Genomic DNA, 22,679 nt, shown 5'->3' on the forward strand with positions numbered 1-22,679 from the left:
GACTTGTAGGCCCGATAAGCGTAGCGCCATCGGGCAATATCTGATTATTGCATGCCGCGTGTTTGTAAAAATAGAATGGTGGCAGCTACACGAGAACGCACGTTGAGTTTGCGCAGCAGATTGCGAATATGCACCTTCACCGTCTGTTCAGAAATATTCAGCACTGATGCAATCTGTTTGTTCGACAGCCCCTGAGCAAGTTCATGTAACACATCCAGTTCGCGTTCGGTGAGAACGCTGAATGGGTCTTCCTGAGCGCCAAACAGGTCGCGCTCGCGCAAATATTCGCTGACGCGGGTACTAAAGGCTTTACCACCTTTGGCACCACTGCGAATAGCCTCCAGCAGGACTTCAGGATCGCTGTCTTTAAGTAAATAACCATCCGCGCCGGCATCAATTAGAGCGTACACATCGTTGGCGGCATCCGATACGGTAAGAATAATAATTTGCGCGGTGACGCCGTCCCGACGCAGCGCATTCAGGGTATCCAGTCCGCTCATCCCTTTCATATTGAGATCCAGTAGGATCACATCAAGGTCCAGGCGGTTTGCCAGGTCGATAGCGCTGGCGCCATCACCCGCTTCCGCGACTACATTAAAGGCGGGATCAAGTTGCAATAATTGACTAATTCCTCGCCGCATCAGTGGGTGGTCGTCAACAATCAGCACCCGAAAAGGCGTTGCTTCAGGCATACTATTCTCCTGAGTTTTTATTAGTATCATTATTGTTTTCAGCGCATCAATCGTCCACATTCATCACGCTGATGAGAGGATAAATTTTACCCCAATTTGTGCATGGGTAAGTAGTAAAACCTGTACAGATGTAAGTATCCCACATAATCGTGCCATTCATATTTAGAGATCCTTCGGCATAATCAATCTGCCAACAAAGGAGATCACTATGCGTAAAGCCCGTTTTACTGAGCATCAGATCATTGCCGTAATTAAATCGGTTGAATCCGGACGAACCGTTCAAGATGTCTGCCGGGAGGCCGGTATTTCTGAAGCCACCTACTATAACTGGTTGTTGCAAAGGATTATTCAATGGTGAATGATTTTCATTGGTATTATTTTTTTTAAAATTGTCGCTTTGTTCTAATATATGACAACCATAGGTTGCTGAATCATATCAAGCAGTGTTCCTTTGCCGATATTTGGCGTAATAACGGAAATCATTAAAGATGACCTGGCTGGCCAATTGATGGTGAGTCGTAACGAGAGTTGCCGCAACCACACCGTATGCAAGAGCATGATTGCGGCCGACTGGCGAACGTTCGATAGTGCGAGTATTGAATGATTGCCAGTCACGGCGGATTGTACTTAAGCAATATGACGGTTCAAGGCGTTTAATCTGAAACCAGCCACATATCAGCCTCTTCAAACATTTCCTGAACAGTACGGCTTATCTGCTCCTTCTCATGCTTACTGGCGTCAGTATTGATCGCCGGTAGTGTCATCATCGGTTTAACCCGGACATCAGCATCGGGGAAGATCCGCTGAACCCTCTTGGTCAATTCTCCCAGAATGATATCTTTTGCTCCGGGCAAACCATCAAAATTCCTTTTGTCATAAACGAGTTCCACGAACATTGCTTGTAGCCTTTTTTTGCTGGATGTATATACAGTATTTATACTGTGTTTTTATCCGGTATTCAAGAGGGGTTAATTGATGCCACGACGCAGCGATATTGAAATGGCCTGGCATGCTTCGATACAGAAAGAACCTAGTGGCCGGAAGACCGTCACCACATAGCGGTTTGTCCAGGAACTGAGCAAGGTCAGCTGGAACTGGACAATGAAGCAGGCTAACGAATGGATCGAGTGGTATGTAAGAACATTCCCGATGTATCAACGCAGGAAGGGGAGAACCGTACCTTTCAGCTGTTCAATCCAAACGGAGGACTATAGCCATGGGCTTCCCTTCACCTGCCAGTGATTACGTTGAAACAAGGATCTCCCTCGATCAGCCGCTAATCAGCCAGCCCGCAGCGACTTATTTCATGCGGGCATCGCGTTCACATTTCAGGGAAGGGATAATCCAGGGGCGCTACTTGTTGTGGATGCGTCGCTTTCAGCCTGTGATGGTTCGCTGCTGATATGTGCAAGCGATACCGAACTCACCTTCAGCCCCACCTAATAAATCTGGAGAACGGGAGCGCTGCCAGAAGATGGTGATGGCTACAATTCCTCACGCGCAATATTTGGAGTTATCACGTACATCATTAATGATGCCAGGAACGCGGAGTTTGATGACTGCCCGATTATGTAGATAGAAACACACCAATGGGAAAGGATAATTATGCTTGTTTGATGGTTATTTAACCACTCATGAAATTGGTAATATTTTAGTTAAAAATATTAGATATCAATCACAAAGATTTAATGACAATTGTCTTTGAAATGACTATAAATCTACCCACTCGCTACGGATATAGCGTATCCAATATGCACTGCTGTGTGATTACGGGTGTCTGTGGATGTCAGCAGGCACCCGGTTTTTCATCATCGACTACACACAGCAGCTACCATGCCTGGCAAATTCTATATTTGAGCGGTGTTTCTCCCCATTCATTCCCCAGAGCTTCCCCACTTAGAAAACTGGCATAAAAAAACCAGCCGTAACAGGCTGGTTCTTCGAGGATTTTTGGTCGGCACGAGAGGATTTGAACCTCCGACCCCCGACACCCCATGACGGTGCGCTACCAGGCTGCGCTACGTGCCGACGCTATGGCTGCTAATACTACTGCTTTCCGCTACGAATGCAAGAGCATGTCTCGCTAACTGATTTATAATTAATCAGTTAGCAATAAATCGCTTCTCATCCGTCAGAACCTGTAACAGCAGACTTAGCTGCGGTTTCTGATCTTTTATTTTCTCGCCGCGCAAATTATAGGTCTGATAATTACCGTTGTTGTTCAGCACCAGCGTCATCTCGGGTGTGGTAACGGCCATCGTGCTGCCGTCAGCGGCAGTAACCCAGTAATGGCGGCGAGTTGCATTGAACAGATCCTGCCCCTGCGAGTATTCGTTAGCAGGTGTACTGACGTGCAACAGGCGCTGCATCAGCGTTGTCATCAGGTCCGTATGATCGGTAAGACTATTGATGCGCTGTGCAGGCGTTCCCGGCCAGTGAATAACCAGAGGAACCTGCAGATGGCCTCGCGACCAGGCAAAGTTGTTCTCTTCCTGCGTCAGCGGCACGCCCCGACCTGCGGTAATAATCACCACCGTGTTGTTCAGTTTGCCGGAGTCGCGCAGGGCGCTAATAACGCGGTTGATGTTGGCATCCACATCCTGAGCGGCGCTGGCATAGCGTTTGGCAAAGTTCTTCTGGTTGCTGTCATCAAGGTTCGTCCCGTTAAAGGAGACCCACGAGAACCAGCGGTTATCTTCCTGCGCGTAGCGTCCCAGCCAGTTAATCCACTGGCTGGCAGTTTGCTCGTCAGATTGCGTTTGCACGCTTGGCATAGAGAAATCTGACAGTAGCGCCTGGCGATAAAGCGGGCTGGTAAAGCCATCCGAGGAGAATAGCCCTAACTGATAACCCTGCTGGTTCAGCGCGGAAATCAACGCCGCAGGCGTTCGGGTCGATAAAATCCCATCCATGTAGCTTGGTGAGACGCCGTAGAACAGGCCAAAAATCCCGTTATCCGTGGTGTTGCCAGTGCTCATGTGACGCGTAAAGGAGATATTCTGCCCGGCGAATTCAGCCAGCGCAGGCATCTGCTTTTCAAAGCGTGAATAGTTCAGGCCGTCGACGGTGATTAGCAGGACGTTCTGGCCGGTGCCCATATCGCGATAGCGCAGTTCGCTCAGCGGGTACTGCACGGAAACTGCTTCCGGATTCCCCTGCTCGATCAGGCGACGCTGATACTCTTGCGCATCCAGCAGACCATGTTTTTCCAGGAACTTACGCGCCGTCATCGGGTAGGAGAGCGGCAGGTTCGCGCGCTGCATGGTAATCGGGCGATAGAAATTGGCATCCGCCCAGATATACACCACGTGCGAGGCGATAAAGCAAATGAAGAAGAATGCGGCTAATGGTTTGGCGAAGTGGCGACGACGCGTCAGGCTACGCAGCTTTTGCCAGCTCCAGGTCGCAAACAGCATTTCAATTAACAAAATCACTGGCACGCTGATAAACATCAGTTGCCAGTCACGCGCCGCTTCATTCTGGTCAGGATTGATGACCAGTTCCCAGACGATCGGGTTGAGGTGCAAATGGAAGCGGGTGAAAACTTCGCTGTCGATTAGCAACAGCGTCATGCCCACCGTCGCCAGAATAGCTGATAAGAATCGCATCAGCCTCTGGGACATGACGATAAACGTCAGGGGAAACAGGATTAGCAGATAGGTGGCAAACACCAGAAAACTAAAATGTCCGACCAGGCTTACATAGGAATAAATACGACCTGCAAGCGTTGTCGGCCAGTCGGCGACAAACAGGTAACGGCTACCGAGTACCACGGCCAACAGAATGTTGAACAAGGCAAACCAGTGCCCCCAGCTAACCATCTGGGAGACTTTCTCACGGTAGCGCTGACGATGAGTTACCATAAACTGTTGTTCGTTTCCCCGGAGCAGGCTCTTAATGCGCTTGGTCGTCGTTTACCGAAGACTGTAATGCGCGGGCAAAAGAGTTGGCAATCGCCTGGCGCTGGGCCGGTGCGATGCTTGTATTGATAAGGTTAGTCACCATATTTCCCAGTACCATCAGGGAAAGGTCGGTCGGCGCCTTATGTTTTTCCAGTACGTTGAGCATCTCATTCAGCAGTTGTTCAACGTGTTCGTCACTATAGCGGGAAATTTGTGGCATAAATCGAAATCAGTCTGTTCATGAAAGGGCAACATATTACCGTACAGACAGTTTTTTTTCTGCTTTTTTATCTTCTATTGCGTCACTGCCCGGCAGGTGGTTGAATACCGCCCGGTCTAAAAGGAGAGTTTATCATGAGTCTGGATATCAACCAGATTGCCCTGCACCAGCTTATCAAACGTGACGAGCAGAACCTTGAGCTGGTCTTGCGCGATTCATTACTGGAACCGACAGCGACGGTTGTCGATATGATGGCTGAGCTGCATCGGGTATATAGCGCCAAGAATAAAGCTTATGGCCTGTTTAGCGAAGAGAGTGAACTGGCACAAACGCTGCGTTTACAGCGTCAGGGCGAAGAGGATTTTCTGGCATTTAGTCGTGCCGCGACCGGACGCTTGCGGGACGAGCTGGCGAAATATCCTTTTGCCGACGGCGGCATTGTCCTGTTCTGCCATTACCGCTATCTGGCGGTAGAGTATCTGTTGGTCGCCGTGCTGAACAATTTAAGCAGCATGCGCGTCAATGAAAATCTGGATATCAATCCGACGCACTATCTGGACATCAATCATGCGGATATCGTGGCGCGTATTGATTTAACCGAATGGGAAACCAATCCGGAGTCCACGCGCTATCTGACGTTCCTGAAAGGGCGGGTTGGGCGCAAAGTTGCCGATTTCTTTATGGATTTCCTCGGTGCCAGCGAAGGTCTGAACGCCAAAGCGCAAAACCGTGGCCTACTGCAGGCGGTCGATGACTTTACTGCCGAGGCGCAGCTCGATAAAGCTGAACGCCAGAACGTGCGTCAGCAGGTGTACAGCTACTGCAACGAACAGCTACAAGCCGGTGAAGAGATCGAGCTGGAGTCGCTGTCCAAAGAGCTTTCCGGCGTTAGTGAAGTTAGCTTCAGCGAATTTACCGCTGATAAAGGCTACGAGCTGGAAGAGAGTTTCCCGGCGGATCGCAGTACGCTGCGTCAGTTAACCAAATTTGCCGGAAGCGGCGGTGGGTTAACCATCAACTTCGACGCCATGCTACTGGGTGAACGTATTTTCTGGGATCCGGCGACGGACACCTTGACCATCAAAGGTACGCCGCCGAACCTGCGCGACCAGCTGCAGCGTCGCACGTCGGGCGGGAAATAAACCGTTTGCCGGGTGAGAGCGTAAACGCCTTATCCGGTCGACGAGAACCATCAGTATCGATTACAAAATCCCATAAAAAAACCCCGCCTTGGCGGGGTTTTTCTTCAACTTGTTTGCGATTACGCGCGAACGAAGTCGATGTGAGACAGCTTCGGCTTGAACGGGTGACGCTGTACAGCCTGAGCTTTAACTTTAACTTCTTTACCGTCAACAACGATGGTCAGAACTTCGCTGTAGAATTCAGCTTTAGCTTGCATGTTCATAACTGCATCGTGATCCAGTTCGATAGCAATCGGGGCTTCTGCGCCACCGTAGATGATTGCCGGGAACTTGTTAGCGGCACGCAGGCGGCGGCTCGCACCCTTACCCTGCTCTTTACGTACTTCAGCGTTGATAGTAAACATTTAAATCTCTCTTTAATAATTCCTGCTACAGGCGACCCAGCAACAGGTAAGTGATCTGCTTTGCGTATGCAAAAGCGGGCGAGATTCTATACTCAAACGGCTGGTACATCAATCAAAAGTACGATTAACCGCGTAATTCATGTGCCCGACGAAAGCGTCCTTCATAATCGAAGACCTTTTCACGGACCTGCCAGTACTGACCTTTCATGCGCGCGACCACGAAATCAGGATGACGTAACAGCGCCTGCTGGGCGAGGATATCGGCGGCGGTTATCCAGCGTAAGGGAATGCCAGGCGTTCGGGTATGCGGGCGAATAAACAGTTGCTCGAAGGCTGTACGCTGCGCGGGAGTATGCAGGCGAAAGCGTTCGCTGACGTCAGCGCCATCTTCATCGTAATAGGTAATTTTCAGCCATTCGCCTTTTTCATCCTGCCCATTTTGTAGCGCCATCCCGCTGCAGCGCAGAACCAGCGCATCTTTAAGCCTGAGCGCGGCTTTCAGCATGTCATCCGGGTCAACCAGTACCGCGTCGCACTCCCTACAACGGCGGGCGGCGATGTCATTTTCCGCGTTGCACTGCGGGCAGTTTTTAAAACGGAAACGAAAATCGCACTGTTCGCGATGGCCGTCATCATCTTCAAACCATCCCTGACAGCGGCGGCCAAAGTGCTCAATCAGCGTGCCGTCGGCCGTTGTTTTGCCCCAGAAGGTGTTGGCAAACCCGCAGGCTGGGCAGAACACCTGTACTGGAACGTTGTCGCTTTTCCCTTTCGGCGCACCAACTTCCGGCGCGTACAGGTCGTGCGGGTTACCAGCGTAATCGAGGATCAGACAGTCGGTTTTACCCGGCGCCAGGCGCAGCCCACGACCGACAATTTGTTGGTAAAGGCTAACTGACTCGGTCGGGCGCAGAATGGCGATAAGGTCGACGTGCGGGGCATCGAAGCCAGTGGTCAGGACCGACACATTCACCAGATAGCGAAAACGTTGGGCTTTGAACTCTTCAATCAGCACGTCGCGTTCGGCGCCAGGCGTGTCTCCGGTGATAAGTGCGGCGTCGTCAGCAGGCAGCAGACCCAGAATTTCTTTGGCGTGTTCAACTGTGGCGGCGAAAATCATCACCCCTTTACGCGTCTGGGCAAACTCGACAATCTGGCTGATGATATGCGGCGTTATTCGCTGCTGCTTTTTCAGCTCCTGATTCAGGTCCGCTTCGCTAAACAGGCCGTTACTTTGCGCCTGCAGGCGGCTGAAGTCATATTGCACTACCGGCATGTCGAGGCGTTCTGGCGGCGTCAGGTAGCCGTGTTTAATCATGTAGCGCAGCGGTAATTCATAAATGCAGTCGCGAAACAGTGCTTTTTCATCGCCGCGCACCATTCCGTGATAATGAAAATGATAAATCCAGCCTTTGCCCAAACGAAAAGGTGTGGCGGTAAGTCCGAGCAGGCGTAAGTGAGGATTTACTTTGGTCAGGTGAGTGAGGATTTGCTGATACTGACTCTCTTCATCATCGCCAATGCGATGGCATTCATCGACGATAAGCAGGGAGAATTCTCCCTGAAAGGCGTCCAGATTACGCGCTACCGACTGTACGCTGCCAAATACCACTTTTCCGTGGCTCTCTTTACGCTTCAGGCCTGCGGCAAAAATATCGGCTTCCAGCCCCAGCGCACAATATTTCGCATGGTTTTGTGCGACCAGTTCTTTGACGTGCGCCAGTACCAGTACGCGACCACGCGCCACGCGGGCCAGCTCGGCAATCACCAGACTTTTGCCCGCGCCGGTTGGCAGGACGATAACCGCCGGGGTGCGGTGGTGGCGAAAATGGTTGAGCGTGGCATCCACGGCTTCTTTTTGGTACGGGCGAAGAGTAAAAATCATGGGCTCACTATAATAAACAATAACAAGGAGTAGTATGCCATGAATCATTTCTCTTGAGGGATGGTGTAACGCCGCTATACTGGGCGGATAACGGTCCCACTTTTCGGGCGTAAACCCGATTCTCGTATTTTTACAGGCAAAATCACACACATGCGACTTGATAAATTTATCGCTCAGCAACTCGGCGTCAGCCGCGCTATTGCCGGGCGTGAGATCCGTGCTAACCGCGTTACCGTCGACGGTGAAATCGTCAGAAATAGCGCTTTTAAGCTGCTGCCAGAACACGACGTAGAATATGACGGTAATTCCTTGGTTCAACAAAATGGCCCGCGCTATTTTATGCTGAATAAGCCTCAGGGTTATGTTTGCTCAACGGATGATCCCGATCACCCGACGGTGCTCTATTTCCTTGATGAACCGGTTGCCTACAAACTGCATGCGGCAGGGCGTCTGGATATCGACACCACTGGACTGGTGCTGATGACCGATGACGGACAGTGGTCGCATCGCATCACCTCTCCTCGTCACCATTGTGAGAAAACCTATCTGGTGACGCTGGAGTCGCCAGTGGCAGATGATACCGCCGAACAGTTTGCCCATGGCGTACAGTTGCACAATGAGAAAGACCTGACCAAACCGGCCGTGCTGGAAGTGATTACGCCAACTCAGGTGCGCTTGACCATCAGCGAAGGGCGCTATCATCAGGTCAAACGTATGTTTGCCGCGGTGGGTAACCACGTTGTGGAACTGCACCGTGAACGGATTGGTGACATCAGGCTTGATGAGGATCTGGCGCCAGGTGAATACCGTCCTTTGACTGAAGAAGAAATCGCCAGCGTTAACTTAACCCCGCGTTAATTTCAGGAGCTAAATGTGACCACCCGGCAGAACTCGTCAATTGCCATTGTCTTTATCCTTGGCTTGTTAGCCATGTTGATGCCGTTGTCGATTGATATGTATCTTCCGGCGCTGCCTGTTATCTCTGAACAGTTTGGTGTGCCAGCAGGTAGCGCGCAGATGACCCTCAGTACCTATATTCTGGGGTTCGCAGTGGGGCAACTGTTCTATGGTCCAATGGCAGACAGCCTTGGACGCAAGCCAGTGATCCTGGGCGGGACGCTGGTGTTTGCGGCGGCGGCAGTGGCCTGCGCACTGGCGCAAACCATCGATCAACTGATCGTGATGCGTTTCTTCCACGGCCTGGCTGCGGCGGCGGCGAGCGTGGTTATCAACGCCCTGATGCGTGATATCTATCCGAAAGAAGAGTTTTCGCGCATGATGTCATTCGTCATGCTGGTCACGACAATTGCGCCATTAATGGCACCGATTATCGGTGGCTGGGTGCTGGTATGGCTGAGCTGGCACTATATCTTTTGGATCCTCGCCATGGCGGCTATTCTGGCGTCGGTGATGATCCTTACACTGATCAAAGAGACTCTGCCGGTAGAGCGTCGCCAGCCGTTTCGCCTGCGTACTACTATTGGCAACTTTGCCTCGCTGTTTCGTCATAAACGTGTGCTGAGTTATATGCTGGCCAGCGGATTCAGTTTTGCCGGGATGTTCTCGTTTCTGAGCGCCGGACCCTTTGTCTACATTGAGATCAACCACGTTTCACCGCAACATTTCGGTTATTACTTCGCACTGAACATCGTATTTCTGTTCGTGATGACTATCATCAACAGCCGCTTTGTGCGTCGGGTTGGAGCATTGAATATGTTCCGTACCGGTCTGTGGATCCAGTTCGTGATGGCAGGCTGGATGGTCTTTAGCACACTGTTTGGGTTGGGGTTCTGGGCCCTGGTCGTGGGCGTTGCCGCGTTTGTTGGCTGTGTGTCGATGGTGTCATCTAACGCTATGGCGGTTATTCTGGATGAATTTCCACATATGGCAGGAACGGCGTCATCGCTGGCAGGGACATTCCGCTTCGGCATTGGTGCCATCGTTGGGGCGCTGTTGTCTCTGGCGACCTTTAACTCGGCCTGGCCAATGATATGGTCGATCGCATTTTGCGCTACCTGTTCAATTCTCTTCTGTCTTTACGCCAGTCGCGCCCAAAAACGGTGATCTATTACACATCCTGGAGGCCTTAAGGCCTCCAGAGTTGATATACATCAACCGCAAATCTATCATTTCCCCTGGTTATGTTTATTTTATGTAAAATCAATTTATGTAAAAAGTCACATCATTGTAGTTAAAAAGGTTGAGTTAGATCGCAGAAACGAGTACATATAGCCCGGAAATATGCCAGAACCATTGAATAATTTTAATTACCTGGTTCGGAAAACGGCATAAAGACAGGGTGTAAACGTTTACCAACTGTCTGAAGACGTATTGTCAATGATGTGTTAATATTGATGTAAAATAATTGTGAAGTGATTGTGCTTCCAGGGAAAGAAAGTGATGACATTACAACTCTCAATCGTTCATCGTCTGCCGCAGAGCTATCGTTGGTCGGTGGGTTTCGCAGGTTCAAAGGTTGAACCGATTCCGCAAAACGGTCAGAGCAATGAGAACAGCCTGGTGGCGCTCAAATTGCTCAGCCCTGATGGTGACAGCGCATGGTCAGTCATGCATAAGCTCAGCCAGGCCCTCAGCGACATTGAGGTACCTTGTTCCGTACTGGAATGCGAAGGGGAGCCGTGCCTGTTTGTGAATCGCCAGGATGAATTTGCCGCGACCTGCAGACTGAAAAACTTCGGCGTGGCCATCGCAGAGCCGTTTTCAAATAACAATCCGTTTTGAGCGTCAGCTTAGCGCAAGCAGCTGACGCGTATAGGCTTGCTGTGGCGCGTTAAATACGTGCTCGCATTGCCCTTGCTCCACGACCTCTCCCTGACGTAGCACAATAACCTGATGGCATAACGCGCGTACTACGTGCAAATCATGGCTGATAAAAATATAAGCCAGCCGATGCTTTTCCTGTAAGGACTTTAATAACGTCAGGATTTGCGCCTGTACGGTTCTGTCTAGCGATGATGTTGGCTCATCCAGGATAATCAAGGAAGGTTTGAGAATCAATGCTCTGGCGATGGCAATACGTTGACGCTGACCGCCGGAAAACTCAGCCGGGTAACGATGCCGCGTTTCGCTATCCAGTCCCACTTCCGTCATCACTGCTTTCACCTGCGCCTCGCGTTGTTCGGCTGACAGGGTTGGCTGATGAACGCGTAACCCCTCCTCGATAATCTGTAGCACGCTCAGGCGTGGGTTAAGCGAGGAGTTGGGATCCTGAAATACCACCTGAATACGGTGACGGACCGGCAACAGCTGGCGACGATTTAAGGTATGCAGCGCCTGACCATCGAACACAATACTTCCTTGTGAGGAGATTAACCTCAGGAGCGCCAGTCCGGTAGTGCTTTTCCCCGACCCAGACTCACCTACCAACCCCAGCGTTTCACCGGGCCGCAGAGAGAAACTGATATTGTTAACCACGACGTTGTGGTCCACCACACGCTTCAGGATACCTTTGCGGATGGGGAAGGCGACGTGCAGTTTTTCCACTTCCAGCAGCGGGGCTTGTCCGGCCGGTAAAGGTACCGGGTCGCCGGAAGGTTCACTGTTTAGCAACTTCTGCGTGTAGGGATGCGTGGGCGCAGTGAGCAACTGTGCTGCTTTATTTTGCTCAACGCACTGACCGTTTTGCATGACCGCCACGGTATCGGCCAGCTTTTTCACAATGCTGAGGTTGTGGGTGATGAACAGTAATCCCATGTTCAGCTCGCGCTGTAGTTCCCTCAGCAGTTGCAGGATCTGTGCCTGAACGGAAACGTCCAGCGCGGTAGTCGGTTCATCGGCAATCAGCAGCTCCGGTCGTGTTAGCAATGCCATGGCGATCATCACGCGCTGGCGTTCCCCGCCGGACAGTTGGTGCGGGTAGTCTGCGAGACGTTTGGCCGCCTGACGAATGCCGACGCGATCCAGACAGGTCAGGATTTCTGCTCGCGCGGCCTCCCGACGCATTCCCCTATGCAGCGACAGCACTTCATAAAGCTGTTTTTCCAGATTGTGAAGCGGGTTCAGTGACACCATTGGTTCCTGGAAAATCATGGCGATTTTATTCCCCCGCACACCGCGAAGCGTTTGCTCATCGGCGTGAAGTAATGATTCACCATGAAAACGGATGTCGCCGGAAAGGTAGACGACTGGAGGGGAGGGCAATAACCGTAAAATAGATAGCGCGGTCACGCTTTTACCTGAGCCGGACTCACCCACCAGCGCCAGCGTTTGTCCGGCATCAACGCGCAGTGACAGACTGTTGACCACGGTGCGCACGGTCTCTTGTTGACGAAAACCTACCGATAAATTGTCAATAGCTAACAGAGGTTGTGTCATCTTAAATCGCCTTGTTGGGATCGAACGCGTCGCGTACCGCTTCACCAATAAAGATCAGAAGCGATAAGAGCAGGGCAACGGAGATGAACGCGGTGATGCCAAGCCACGGCGCCTGCAGGTTGTTTTTACCCTGTAACAGAAGTTCTCCGAGCGATGGCGAGCCAAGCGGTAAGCCAAACCCAAGAAAATCCAGCGAGGTTAGAGTGGTTATCGAGGCGCACAAAATAAACGGTAAAAAGGTCAGAGCGGCAACCATCGCATTGGGTAGCATATGGCGCAGAATAATACTGCTATCGCTCACGCCTAGCGCCTGAGCGGCACGAATATAATCAAAGTTTCGGGTACGTAAAAACTCCGCGCGCACCACGCCAACCAGGCTCATCCAGCCAAACAACACCGTAATACCCAGCAGCCACCAGAAGTTAGGCTGGACAACGCTCGACAGTAGAATGATGAGAAACAGCGTTGGCATACCGGACCAAACTTCAATGAATCGTTGCCCCCACAGGTCCACCTTGCCGCCATAATAGCCCTGTATTGCGCCAGCCATAATGCCCATCACGCTCGAACACAGGGTGAGCATTAAGCCAAATAAGACCGAAATACGTGTGCCGTAGAGGATCCGTGCCAGTACATCACCGCCGTTGGCGTCTGTTCCCAGCCAGTTTTGTGCAGAAGGCGGGGAAGGGAAGGGCTTATCGGTGGCAAAGTTAATGCTGGTGGCCCCAAAGCGTATTGGTGCCCACAGGATCCAGCCCTGGTTTTCCAGGCGCTGCTGTAGCCACGGATCCTGATAATCAGCCCGGGTCGCCAGCGGTCCGCCGAAGTCGCTTTCACTGTAGTTTTTGAACAGGGGGAAATACCAGCTATTGTCGTAGCGCACCAGTAACGGCTTATCATTGGCAATCAGTTCTGAACACAGACTAAGACCGAACAGCACCAGAAAAATCCACAGCGACCAGTAGCCGCGACGGTTGTGGCGAAAGCGCGCCCAGCGGGCCTGATTGACGGGGCTTAATCGCGACATTAGCGTCCCTCAAAATCAATACGGGGATCGACCAGCGTATAGCTGATGTCGCTGAGGATATTCAGCAGCAGACCGATCAGGGTGAAGATATAGAGTGTGCCAAACATTACCGGGTAGTCGCGTGATACGGTGGATTCATACCCCAGTAGTCCCAGACCGTTAAGCGAGAACATCACTTCAATCAGCAGCGAACCGGTAAAAAACATGCTGATAAACGTCGCCGGGAAGCCGGCGATCACCAGCAACATGGCATTGCGAAACACATGTTTCCACAGAATATTTTTCTCGCTGACTCCTTTAGCGCGTGCGGTGACGACATACTGTTTGCGCACCTCATCCAGAAATGAGTTCTTGGTCAGCATAGTCAGCGCGGCAAACCCACCAACTACCGTCGCCAGCACCGGCAGGGTAATATGCCAAAGGTAGTCGGTCACTTTCTGATACCAGGGCAGGGAGTCAAAATTGGCGGAAACCAGCCCGCGCAGCGGGAACAGGTCGTAGTAGCTGCCTCCGGCAAAAAAGACGATCAGCAAAATGGCAAACAGAAAGGCCGGAATGGCATAGCCAATAATAATAAATGCGCTACTCCAGACATCAAACCGACTGCCGTTGTGAACCGCTTTGCGGATCCCAAGCGGTATCGACACCAGATAGATGATGAGCGTACTCCATAGGCCCAGCGTAACGGAAACCGGCAGGCTGTCTTTGATAAGCGTCAGCACAGAGGCGCTACGAAACAGGCTGTCGCCGAAATCGAAACGAATATAGTCCCAAAGCATTTTGAAATAACGCTCATGAATGGGTTTATCGAACCCGTAGCGCCGAGTGATTTCCGCGATGACTTCCGGGTCCAGACCCCGGCCGCCGCGATAATTACTGTCGCTGATGTTACCAACGCCGGTTTGCGCATGGCTGGCGCGAACGCCTTCGCTACCCGCGCCAGGTAATGCCCCGCTTTGCCCGAACTCAATGGCGGCGACGGCCTGTTCAACCGGACCGCCGGGGGCAATTTGCACGATAAAAAAGTTGATGGTGATGATGGCCCAAAGCGTTGGGATCACCAGCAGCAAACGTCGAATCAGATAAGCGCCCATCTATTCTCCCTGCCGTCTGGCTGCGGGCAGTTTCGCCGCTTTGTTGACGTCATACCACCAGTTGTCGAGGCCAATGGTATAAATTGGGCGAATAGCCGGATGCGAAAATTTGTCCCACCAGGCGATACGATCCTCGGCCATAAACCACATCGGCAACATGTAGTAATTCCAGGTTAAAACTCTGTCCAGTACCCGGCCGAGTGGGATCAGTTTGGCTTTATCACCTTGCGCGGCAATGATTTGACCGATCAGCTTATCGATAACCGGGCTTTGCACACCGGGGGCGTTATAGCTGGAGTCAATATATTGAGAAGACCACAGAATTTGCAGGTCTGAACTCGGCCACGGCATTGCGCGATACAACCTTGGCATCATGTCATAGTCGCGACTGCGTAAGCGGTTGGTAATTTGTGAGTTATCAACCTGGCGGATGTTCATGGTAATGCCTAAGCGTTGCAGGTTGTGCTGGAACGGCAACACCCACTGACTGTTGCTGCCCGCCGGGAGCAATAGTTCAAAGCTCAGAGGTTTACCGCTGACGCTGTTTACGCGCTGCTGCCCCTTGAGTACCCATCCGGCTTGTTCCAGCAAGGTATCGGCTTTCAGCAAGTTCTCACGATCGTAGCCATCGCCTTTTGATTTTGGCGGCTGATAGATTTGGCTGAAGACCTCAGGAGGGAGATCTTTTTTCAAGGGCGCGAGTACCACCAGTTCATCTGCATCGGGGTATTTTGTCGCAGCATATTCGGTATTCTGAAAATAGCTGTTGGTCCGGCTCCAGGCGTTATAGAACAGGGCTTTATTCATCCATTCAAAATCAAAGGCCAGCGTGATGGCTTCCCGCACCCGTCGGTCACTGAACACCGGACGCTGAATATTAAAAGCCAGCCAGCGCGTATCCTGGGCGGATTCATTTTTTTGTTCATCTTTGATGATGTAATGATTCGCAAAATTTTTCCCGGTATAACGCGTCGCCCAGTTTTTGGCATCATTTTCAAGACGCAGATCAAACGCACCGGCCTTAAACGCTTCAAAGGCGACGTTATCATCCAGATAATAGTCGTAGCGGATGGTATCGAAGTTCCAGCGTCCACGATTGACGGGTAGATTAGCGGCCCAATAATCTTTGACGCGCGAATAGACAATATACTGGCCCATCTTCCATTTGGTAATGCGATAAGGGCCGCTGGCGAGCGGTGGCGATGATAAGGGATCGCTGAGCTTATGGTCTTTCCAGTACTTCTCTGGCATCACGGGTAATGAAAACAGGCTGAGCATGTCCTCTTTACCCGGTTTGGCTAATTCAATGCGTACGGTTAATGGCGCAATGGCTTTTACCGTTGTTCCCTTGTAGACCAGACGAAACTGTGGCACGCCTTCAGTCATAAATTTGTGGAAGGTGAATGCGACGTCGCGGGCGGTAATGGGTGATCCATCGTGAAAACGCGCTCGTGGATTAATGGCAATTTCTACCCAGGAATAGTCGTCAGCATAGCGTGCGCTGTCGGCAATGAGCGGGTAATAGCTACCAGGCTCATCGTCAGAGGTTGTAAACAGCGTATCGTAAAGCGTTTCGGTACGTGCGCCTGGATTACCGCGCATTGCATAGCGGTTAAAGTTGTCAAATGTGCCAATGGCGGAGAGGGTGATTTGACCACCTTTAGGGGCTGCGGGATTAACATAATCGAAGTGATTAAAGTTAAATGCGTACTTAGGTTCACCCAGTACAGCAAAAGCATAGCTTTCTTTGATGGATTGCGCCTGAGCGTTAAACCCGATGAGGGTGATAAACAGAAGCAGTACGCGAGGGATCATATAAAAGCGATTTCCTTTTCCTGCCACAACCCGACGGGCATCATGCCTGAAAGATAAGGGATGTAGTGGCGAGTGAGAGTATATGAATCGCATACTGCGATTACCACGTCGGCTTATTGGGCTGTGCCATCCAACGCACGAAATCAGCAAGCTTTAATGGTCGGCTAATCCAGTATCCCTGGAAAAAATGTACTCCACGTTCGCGCAGCCAACGGGCTTGCTCAGGTGTTTCTACCCCTTCAGCAACCGTCAGCATATTAAGACGTTTAGAGAGTGTCAACACGGCGTCCAGAACCGGAGAGGTCAGGGTTTCCGTCCCAATGGCGTTAATAAAGCCGCGATCGATTTTCAGGTAGTCAACGGTAAAGCGTTCCAGATAAATAAGTGCGCTATGACCGGTGCCAAAATCATCAATAGCAATCTCAAAACCTGCTGAATGCAGCCATTCAAATAGTTCGATTGCCTTGTTTTGATGCAGCATATCCCGCTCGGTGATTTCCAGCACCAGTTGAAAATAGTTCGCGGGAAGGCAGGCGTACAGGCGTTGAATATCATCTTTAAACGTCTCGCCGTGTAAGTGCGTTGGCGCGATATTGATCCCCAGTTTTGCGCCCTCGGGCAATACTTTTTGCAGCATCGGCGCGTCCTGGGCTATCAACTTAAAGAGGTGCTGGGTTAGCGGCACAATCATTTTCTGTGATTCTGCGTAATGAATAAAGGCATCCGGTGGGATCTCACCGGTGGTAGGGTGATGCCAGCGTAATAGTACCTCAACACCTTTCACCTCCAGCGTTTGCACCTCTACCACGGGCTGGTACACCACATAAAACTGATTGTGTTTGATGGCGTTAAGGATATCTTTCCCCGGGCGTAAACGGACGGCATAGATGTAGTACCAAAGAAGGAGAGCGGTCATGATCCCGGCCATGCATCCGAGCATGATGGCGTATCCCACATCTTTATACGTCCACCGATCCGCGTAAAAACGCACCTCCAACGGGAATGTAGACAAGGTTGCATTATATGATGGGAGAGCAGGGAGTTCAGACACGGGGATTAATTGTTTGGAAAACGTGGTGATAGCCGTCTTCCCGACGATGAGTGCCACACCGTTGAAATCATCTTGCCGGGCGTTATAGAGAAGATAGGGTGCCAGGTTAACATTCAGGGTGGCAAAAACGCCGCTGTTCTGTAATGAATGATTGCGATACCAAATGAGTATTGCCGGTTTATTCGGCATCATTGGCGTACCGGGCTGGAGATCCATATCGATATCTTTCGTCATGTCCAGCACGGGAACCAATTGCTGAAGAGGCGTATTCATTGAACCGGTTGCTGAAGAGCAGAAAGCGATACCGTCTTTTACCAGCAAAAAGGCCCGCACATTCAGGCTAAACGCGGCGCTGGAAGTGAGTTGAGCTGAAGCTTGCGAGCAGGTGTCTTTTACCAGAGGTTGTAGTGTGTTGGTGGTGGTTTCAAGGTCAGCGAAGAAACTTTCAATATAGTTTTGTATGTTAGACGTTAGCGTGTCGTACTTTGCGTTTCGTTGATGCCATGACATAAAAAACTGCAGTGAGCTGACGAGTAACGCGACGACTATCCCCGTTATAACGCAGGTGAGCAGGAGTTTCCGATCGGAAGAAGAGGAGCGCCTTAACATAGTTCCTTATGTTTACCTGAAGTAACCACTTATCCTGTATGAATATAACCTGAAATGACTCATGTTGTGAGATTTTTCTTAGTCACAAGGGCAAAGCAAAAAAAAGCACCGCCGTAGCAGTGCTTTTTTATATGTCTCATCAGGATAGCCAAGGGATAGCTGCCAAACGAAATTAACTGCGGCTCAGAACCCGGCGAGCTTCGTTGTAACGTTTTTTCCAGTAAGGCTCGTTCATGCTGGAAATGATAACGCCACTGCTGGTCGAGGCATGTACGAACTGGTTGTTGCCGATATAAATACCGACGTGTCGGCCAGTAGAGCCAGCACGGAACAGAACCAGATCGCCTGTACGCAGATTAGTGCGCGAAACGGATTTACCCGTTTCCTGTTGTTCATAGGTTGAGCGAGGAAGCTCTAAACCAAATTGCTCACGAAACGTACGCTGTACGAAGCTTGAACAATCAATACCTTTTTTGGTGCTGCCGCCAAGGCGGTAACGCACGCCTTTCCAGTCAGCATATTGGTCCATAATACGTGATTTAACATCGATATTACGTACCATATTTTCAAATTCATCCTGAGAGGCTTGCAGTGAAGAGTTATCTCCATTGCCCACAGCATGCGTCTCAGAATGCATATTCCTGGCGGTGTTCGTTGTGCTACATGCAGAAAGCAGAACCGCAACTGCTATCGCGGGTATGCCCCGCAAGATATATCTCAAAATCGGTTGAGATTTGACCATTTTGTTTGTTTTCCCTTGAAGTCCTTAACGATAAATATCGTTATAAAAAATGCCAAACGTGACGAGACTAATTACCATCGCACGATGAGACAATTCCTTAAGGTCAAATCTGTGGCAGAACGCACAAATTTATTCTGAAAGGGAATAATTATCCCGCGAGGCAAAACGTGTTCGAGATTACCCGATCGTTCCGGTCAATGCGAGTGATTTTACGTGATTTCTTATAAGAAAAATTGATACAGAAAGTGAATAAACGGCATTGTCTAAATTAAGAACAATCAGGGTAAAAAATACGCAACTTACTCATTTTAAACATGAATAAGATGACAGGAGAATGACAATCAGAATGATGAAATATTGCCAGGCATCATCAGGGAATCAGAAGTATCCCTGATGATGTTAATTACTCTGCGTTATTTGTTTAAAAATTGTTTGTTTTTGCCGGGTAGATAATTCACGAACAGAGTGACTAAGCGGTCGCTTAATGGCGTCATTAGCCACCAGGGAAGGCCAATCAGGACCACCGTCATGGAACCAACCACGATATCGGTGAGCCAGTGGGCGCCAATCATTACGCGTGGGAAGGCAAAAACCACAGCGATAATAAGGCCGATTATTCCTGCGACTTTTCCGAAATAACGCAGCATGAATGCGGAAAAAATAAGCAACATCATGCCGTGATCGCCAGGAAAACTGTCTTTCGACGCATCTTTGGTCGGAATATGCAGCAGTTCACTGACGCGATAAATATTATCCAGCATCAGAGTTGGGCTGGCACGTTTAACGGGAATAAGCGCCTGGCCCAGCTGATTTAATATCACTGCGGTAAGCAGCATAACCAAACCGATAGCCACAATGCGTCGGCGACCTTCCGATGTCTCTTTGAGCCAAAAGTGCAGCATCAATGCGCCCATTGCCAGCAATGAGCAGCCATCAAATGCCCGGTTATTGGTTATAGCAACAACCCATAAGAACAGCGGGCTTTCCACCAGTTTATGGTTAAAGAAGCGGAAAACGCCCGTATCCAGTGAAGACCAGAACCCATGCCCGGCTGGAATATACCAGGACAGAAACAGTGCCAGGCCCACAATATTAAGCAGGAGGATTAGAGGGTATCGGGTTTTCATCGTCGTTTACCATTGCTAAAAAACGAAGGCAACCTTACGCGCTAGCGCCTAAACGAAGTCTCAACAATGCGCTCTGCAGCGCATTCCAGTCGGTCTCGGTATCGGCGATGAGTTCAATACGACTATCTGGTGGCGCGACGTTTTGCGTCTCTATATGCCAGTCGTCTCCCTGGCGGTTAATGCGTACCAGTCCTTCTTTAATACGCATTACCCCCTTCACACGTCCAACAGGAGCAAGACGAGACCATTCCAGCAGACCGATAGTATCGAACACCGTATCGGCGTCAAAAATCCAACCGCAGGCCTGATGGCCCTGTCCGCTGTTGAGGCTACGACGCCAGCGCTGCTGTGCGGGTAGACTCAACGCTGCCAGCCCCTTTTTGTCGGCATGACTATGGGCGTGCTCCGCGCTTGCAGGAAGCTCTACCAGGTTTAGTCGGGGCAAATCCAGTAGCTGTCCGTCAATTTGTCCATGGTCGGCATGAACTAACTGGCGATTACCTCCATAGTGTTGCCACCAGCTTTGTAGGGCGTTTTTGCTTTCCGTCGTGGCACGGTCGGTTTTGTTGGCAACAATGATATCTGCGGCGGCCAGCTGGTCGCGGAAATTGTCATTGGCGACGCTTTTTTCATCCAGTAACAGCCGCGGGTCAAGAATACAGAGGGTCGCACGCAGATCGATCCACGGTTCGTAAACTGGTGCGGTGAGTAAATCCAGAATCTGTTTAGGGTGGCCGAGGCCGGTGGGTTCAATGAGCAGACGGTCAGGTTTTCCCTGACGTAGCAGCGTATTGAGACCAACCTGCATCGGCAGACCGTTAACACAGCACATACAGCCGCCGGGGATCTCTTTTAACAGCGCACCGCTGTTAGCCAGTAGCGCGCCATCAATGCCAACTTCGCCAAACTCATTAACCAGCACGGCCCACTTCTCAGCAGGATCTTTGTTTGCCAATAAATGAAGAATAGAGGTGGTTTTGCCACTGCCGAGGAAACCGGTGATGAGATTGGTTTTAGTCACATTTACTCCAGAATCATAAATTACCGTAATGGCATTTAACAATCCTGGCGAAAAACGGGGGAAAAGAGAAGGGGCGAGAGGACGAAGACGCGCTTCGTCCTGTTTAATGGCAGAAATCGTTAACTTTTTAACGTATCAATGACAGCCTGATGTGCTCCGTATTGAGTAATACGTTGCCAGGCTTTTTCAATCGCTGCGACAAACTGCGGATTCTGGACGAGATCGGTAGCGAAAATTTCGCGCAGCGAAAGCAGGGCGCTGACACGTTCTGATTCAGTACTCTGTTTAACCAGAGCGGCAATTTTCTCACTTAGTGGGTCACGAATATCAATTGCGGCGCCTGAGTCATCAACGCCGCTCACGTAACGCATCCAGCCTGCGACACCGAGCGCCAGCAATGGCCACTCACTTTGGCGGGCTAAATGTACGCGGATCCCTTCCAACATGCGCTGGGGTAATTTCTGGCTACCGTCCATCGCAATTTGCCAGGTTTTATGTTTCAACGCTGGGTTGGCAAAACGCTCCAACAGGCTAAGGGCATACTGGTCTAAATCAACGTCGATAATTTGCAGCGTAGGCGCCTGTTCGTTGAGCATCAGACGGTAGGCGGCTTCACGAAATGTGCTGTCCTGCATGCAGTCGCTGATGTGCTGGAACCCGGCCAGATAACCGAGATAAGCCAGAAACGAATGACTGCCGTTCAGCATCCGCAGTTTCATTTGTTCCCACGGCAAGACGTTTTCGACCATCTGAACACCCGCCGTTTCCCATTGTGGGCGGCCACACACAAAATTATCTTCAATCACCCACTGGATAAACGGTTCGCAGCTGATTGCGCAAGGATCGGCAACGCCCAGCTCGCGTGCGATTTCAGCCAGTGACTCTTCGGTAGCGGCAGGAACAATGCGATCCACCATGGTACCCGGGAAGCTGACATGCTCCTGAATCCAGGTTGCCAGTTCTGGTGAACGTTTTTCCGCCATTCCCAGTACGGCGTTTTTTACCACATGACCATTGTCCGGGATATTATCGCAAGAGAGGACGGTAAACGGCTGTAGCCCGCGTTCACGCCGGCGGTGTAGCGCTTCAACAATAATTCCGGGGACAGAGTGCGGTTCAGTCGGTGTTTGCAGATCGTGAGCAATACGTGGATTACTGAGGTCTAACGAGCCTGTAGCCGGATCGATGCAGTAGCCTTTTTCCGTAATGGTTAACGAGACAATAGCCACCTGAGGCTCGCAGAATTTTTCAATAATAGCCGCCAGTGAATCCAGCCTGGCGTTGAGACATTCGTTGACGGAGCCGATAACAATCGGTTGGTTGCCGTTGGCCCCTTTCTCCAGCACGGTAAATAAATGATCCTGTTCGCGCAGTTGGCTCATCAGTCGATCGCCGCTGAACAGACTGATCTCACAAATACCCCAGTCTCCACCCTGCGCATTCAGCACCCTGTCGGTGAGTAACGCCTGATGGGCGCGGTGAAAAGCACCGAAACCAAAATGTACAATCCGCGTTTTTAATTGCTGGCGGTCGTACTGTGGCATCATGACATTTTCCGCCAGTGGCGCTGAGGCAATAGTTTTCATTAAATACACCTGGTTAACCATTAATTA

19 protein-coding genes, 1 tRNA gene and 3 pseudogenes are annotated in these 22,679 nt (G+C 50.8%); 6 read left to right on the plus strand and 17 right to left on the minus strand.

Going from position 1 to position 22,679, the window contains the following annotated elements; translation table 11 throughout:
* Positions 1–44: 44 nt before the first annotated feature.
* Entirely contained in the window at positions 45–692 is a 648-nt protein-coding gene (gene narP / locus OGV71_RS14005; RefSeq protein ID WP_003027518.1) for a nitrate/nitrite response regulator protein NarP, read from the minus strand.
* A 208-nt stretch (positions 693–900) separates the two neighbouring features.
* On the opposite strand from narP, the pseudogene OGV71_RS14010 reads away from it, so the two are divergent.
* Positions 901–1,023: pseudogene (locus OGV71_RS14010) on the plus strand (transposase); the annotation flags it as partial.
* Positions 1,024–1,345: 322 nt separating this feature from the next.
* On the opposite strand, the gene OGV71_RS14015 reads toward OGV71_RS14010, so the two are convergent.
* Positions 1,346–1,588: a DinI family protein gene (locus tag OGV71_RS14015; RefSeq protein WP_003845150.1), complete on the minus strand. Its 243-nt coding sequence runs from the start codon at positions 1,586–1,588 to the stop codon at positions 1,346–1,348.
* Positions 1,589–1,682: 94 nt separating this feature from the next.
* A pseudogene (locus tag OGV71_RS14020) lies at positions 1,683–1,763 on the minus strand (DinI family protein); the annotation flags it as partial.
* 145 nt (positions 1,764–1,908) lie between these two features.
* On the opposite strand from OGV71_RS14020, the pseudogene OGV71_RS14025 reads away from it, so the two are divergent.
* A pseudogene (locus OGV71_RS14025) lies at positions 1,909–2,267 on the plus strand (HumD family translesion DNA polymerase).
* A 376-nt stretch (positions 2,268–2,643) separates the two neighbouring features.
* Here the strand turns inward: OGV71_RS14025 and OGV71_RS14030 are convergent.
* From OGV71_RS14030 to OGV71_RS14040, 3 genes are all read right to left on the minus strand, one after another.
* Positions 2,644–2,720: transfer RNA gene (locus tag OGV71_RS14030), tRNA-Pro, on the minus strand.
* A gap of 74 nt (positions 2,721–2,794) precedes the next feature.
* Positions 2,795–4,555: an LPS biosynthesis-modulating metalloenzyme YejM gene (yejM, locus tag OGV71_RS14035; protein WP_194857557.1), complete on the minus strand. Its 1,761-nt coding sequence runs from the start codon at positions 4,553–4,555 to the stop codon at positions 2,795–2,797.
* Positions 4,556–4,586: 31 nt separating this feature from the next.
* Positions 4,587–4,814, minus strand: a complete 228-nt coding sequence (locus tag OGV71_RS14040) for a YejL family protein (RefSeq protein WP_003027506.1) — start codon at positions 4,812–4,814, stop codon at positions 4,587–4,589.
* 134 nt (positions 4,815–4,948) lie between these two features.
* On the opposite strand from OGV71_RS14040, the gene yejK reads away from it, so the two are divergent.
* Positions 4,949–5,956 (plus strand): nucleoid-associated protein YejK, encoded by a 1,008-nt coding sequence (yejK, locus tag OGV71_RS14045; protein ID WP_003027504.1) that lies wholly within the window; start codon positions 4,949–4,951, stop codon positions 5,954–5,956.
* A 119-nt stretch (positions 5,957–6,075) separates the two neighbouring features.
* On the opposite strand, the gene rplY is transcribed toward yejK, so the two are convergent.
* The gene (rplY, locus tag OGV71_RS14050; protein WP_003027502.1) at positions 6,076–6,360 is read right to left on the minus strand and encodes a 50S ribosomal protein L25; all 285 of its coding nucleotides are present in this window, start codon (positions 6,358–6,360) and stop codon (positions 6,076–6,078) included.
* A 124-nt stretch (positions 6,361–6,484) separates the two neighbouring features.
* Positions 6,485–8,245 (minus strand): DNA repair helicase RadD, encoded by a 1,761-nt coding sequence (gene radD, locus OGV71_RS14055; protein ID WP_044701147.1) that lies wholly within the window; start codon positions 8,243–8,245, stop codon positions 6,485–6,487.
* Between the two features lie 150 nt (positions 8,246–8,395).
* On the opposite strand from radD, the gene rsuA reads away from it, so the two are divergent.
* The 3 genes from rsuA (at position 8,396) to OGV71_RS14070 (ending at position 10,987) form a co-directional block, all read left to right on the plus strand.
* On the plus strand, positions 8,396–9,103 hold the full coding sequence (rsuA, locus tag OGV71_RS14060; protein WP_003027496.1) for a 16S rRNA pseudouridine(516) synthase RsuA: 708 nt from the start codon (positions 8,396–8,398) through the stop codon (positions 9,101–9,103).
* Positions 9,104–9,118: 15 nt separating this feature from the next.
* Positions 9,119–10,309 (plus strand): Bcr/CflA family multidrug efflux MFS transporter, encoded by a 1,191-nt coding sequence (locus OGV71_RS14065; RefSeq protein ID WP_003027494.1) that lies wholly within the window; start codon positions 9,119–9,121, stop codon positions 10,307–10,309.
* A 333-nt stretch (positions 10,310–10,642) separates the two neighbouring features.
* Entirely contained in the window at positions 10,643–10,987 is a 345-nt protein-coding gene (locus OGV71_RS14070; protein WP_085951589.1) for a YejG family protein, read from the plus strand.
* A gap of 3 nt (positions 10,988–10,990) precedes the next feature.
* Here OGV71_RS14070 and yejF read toward each other — a convergent pair whose 3' ends face one another.
* The 9 genes from yejF to OGV71_RS14115 all read right to left on the minus strand — a co-directional run bounded on the left by yejF (position 10,991) and on the right by OGV71_RS14115 (position 22,652).
* Positions 10,991–12,580, minus strand: a complete 1,590-nt coding sequence (yejF, locus tag OGV71_RS14075; RefSeq protein ID WP_044701144.1) for a microcin C ABC transporter ATP-binding protein YejF — start codon at positions 12,578–12,580, stop codon at positions 10,991–10,993.
* 1 nt (position 12,581) lies between these two features.
* The gene (locus tag OGV71_RS14080; protein ID WP_003840055.1) at positions 12,582–13,607 is read right to left on the minus strand and encodes an ABC transporter permease; all 1,026 of its coding nucleotides are present in this window, start codon (positions 13,605–13,607) and stop codon (positions 12,582–12,584) included.
* Positions 13,607–14,701 carry a microcin C ABC transporter permease YejB gene (locus OGV71_RS14085; protein WP_003834575.1) on the minus strand — a complete coding sequence of 365 codons (1,095 nt, stop codon included), beginning with the start codon at positions 14,699–14,701 and terminating at the stop codon, positions 13,607–13,609. Before OGV71_RS14085 ends, OGV71_RS14080 begins: the two co-directional genes overlap by 1 nt.
* A complete protein-coding gene (locus OGV71_RS14090; RefSeq protein ID WP_204583424.1) occupies positions 14,702–16,516 on the minus strand; it encodes an extracellular solute-binding protein in 1,815 nt (604 codons plus the stop codon).
* Positions 16,517–16,616: 100 nt separating this feature from the next.
* The gene (locus OGV71_RS14095) at positions 16,617–18,176 is read right to left on the minus strand and encodes a cyclic di-GMP phosphodiesterase (protein WP_204583425.1); all 1,560 of its coding nucleotides are present in this window, start codon (positions 18,174–18,176) and stop codon (positions 16,617–16,619) included.
* Between the two features lie 172 nt (positions 18,177–18,348).
* Positions 18,349–18,918: a bifunctional murein DD-endopeptidase/murein LD-carboxypeptidase gene (gene mepS / locus OGV71_RS14100; RefSeq protein WP_003027474.1), complete on the minus strand. Its 570-nt coding sequence runs from the start codon at positions 18,916–18,918 to the stop codon at positions 18,349–18,351.
* Positions 18,919–19,331: 413 nt separating this feature from the next.
* Positions 19,332–20,045 carry a phosphatase PAP2 family protein gene (locus OGV71_RS14105; RefSeq protein WP_003840063.1) on the minus strand — a complete coding sequence of 238 codons (714 nt, stop codon included), beginning with the start codon at positions 20,043–20,045 and terminating at the stop codon, positions 19,332–19,334.
* A 34-nt stretch (positions 20,046–20,079) separates the two neighbouring features.
* Complete coding sequence (locus tag OGV71_RS14110; protein ID WP_204583426.1) at positions 20,080–21,066, minus strand: CobW family GTP-binding protein; 987 nt, start codon at positions 21,064–21,066, stop codon at positions 20,080–20,082.
* Between the two features lie 119 nt (positions 21,067–21,185).
* Complete coding sequence (locus OGV71_RS14115; RefSeq protein WP_204583427.1) at positions 21,186–22,652, minus strand: mannitol dehydrogenase family protein; 1,467 nt, start codon at positions 22,650–22,652, stop codon at positions 21,186–21,188.
* Between the last annotated feature and the right edge of the window lie 27 nt (positions 22,653–22,679).

Source organism: Citrobacter sp. Cf088 (assembly GCF_030334295.1).
In the GTDB taxonomy this organism is placed as follows: Bacteria; Pseudomonadota; Gammaproteobacteria; order Enterobacterales; family Enterobacteriaceae; genus Citrobacter; species Citrobacter freundii.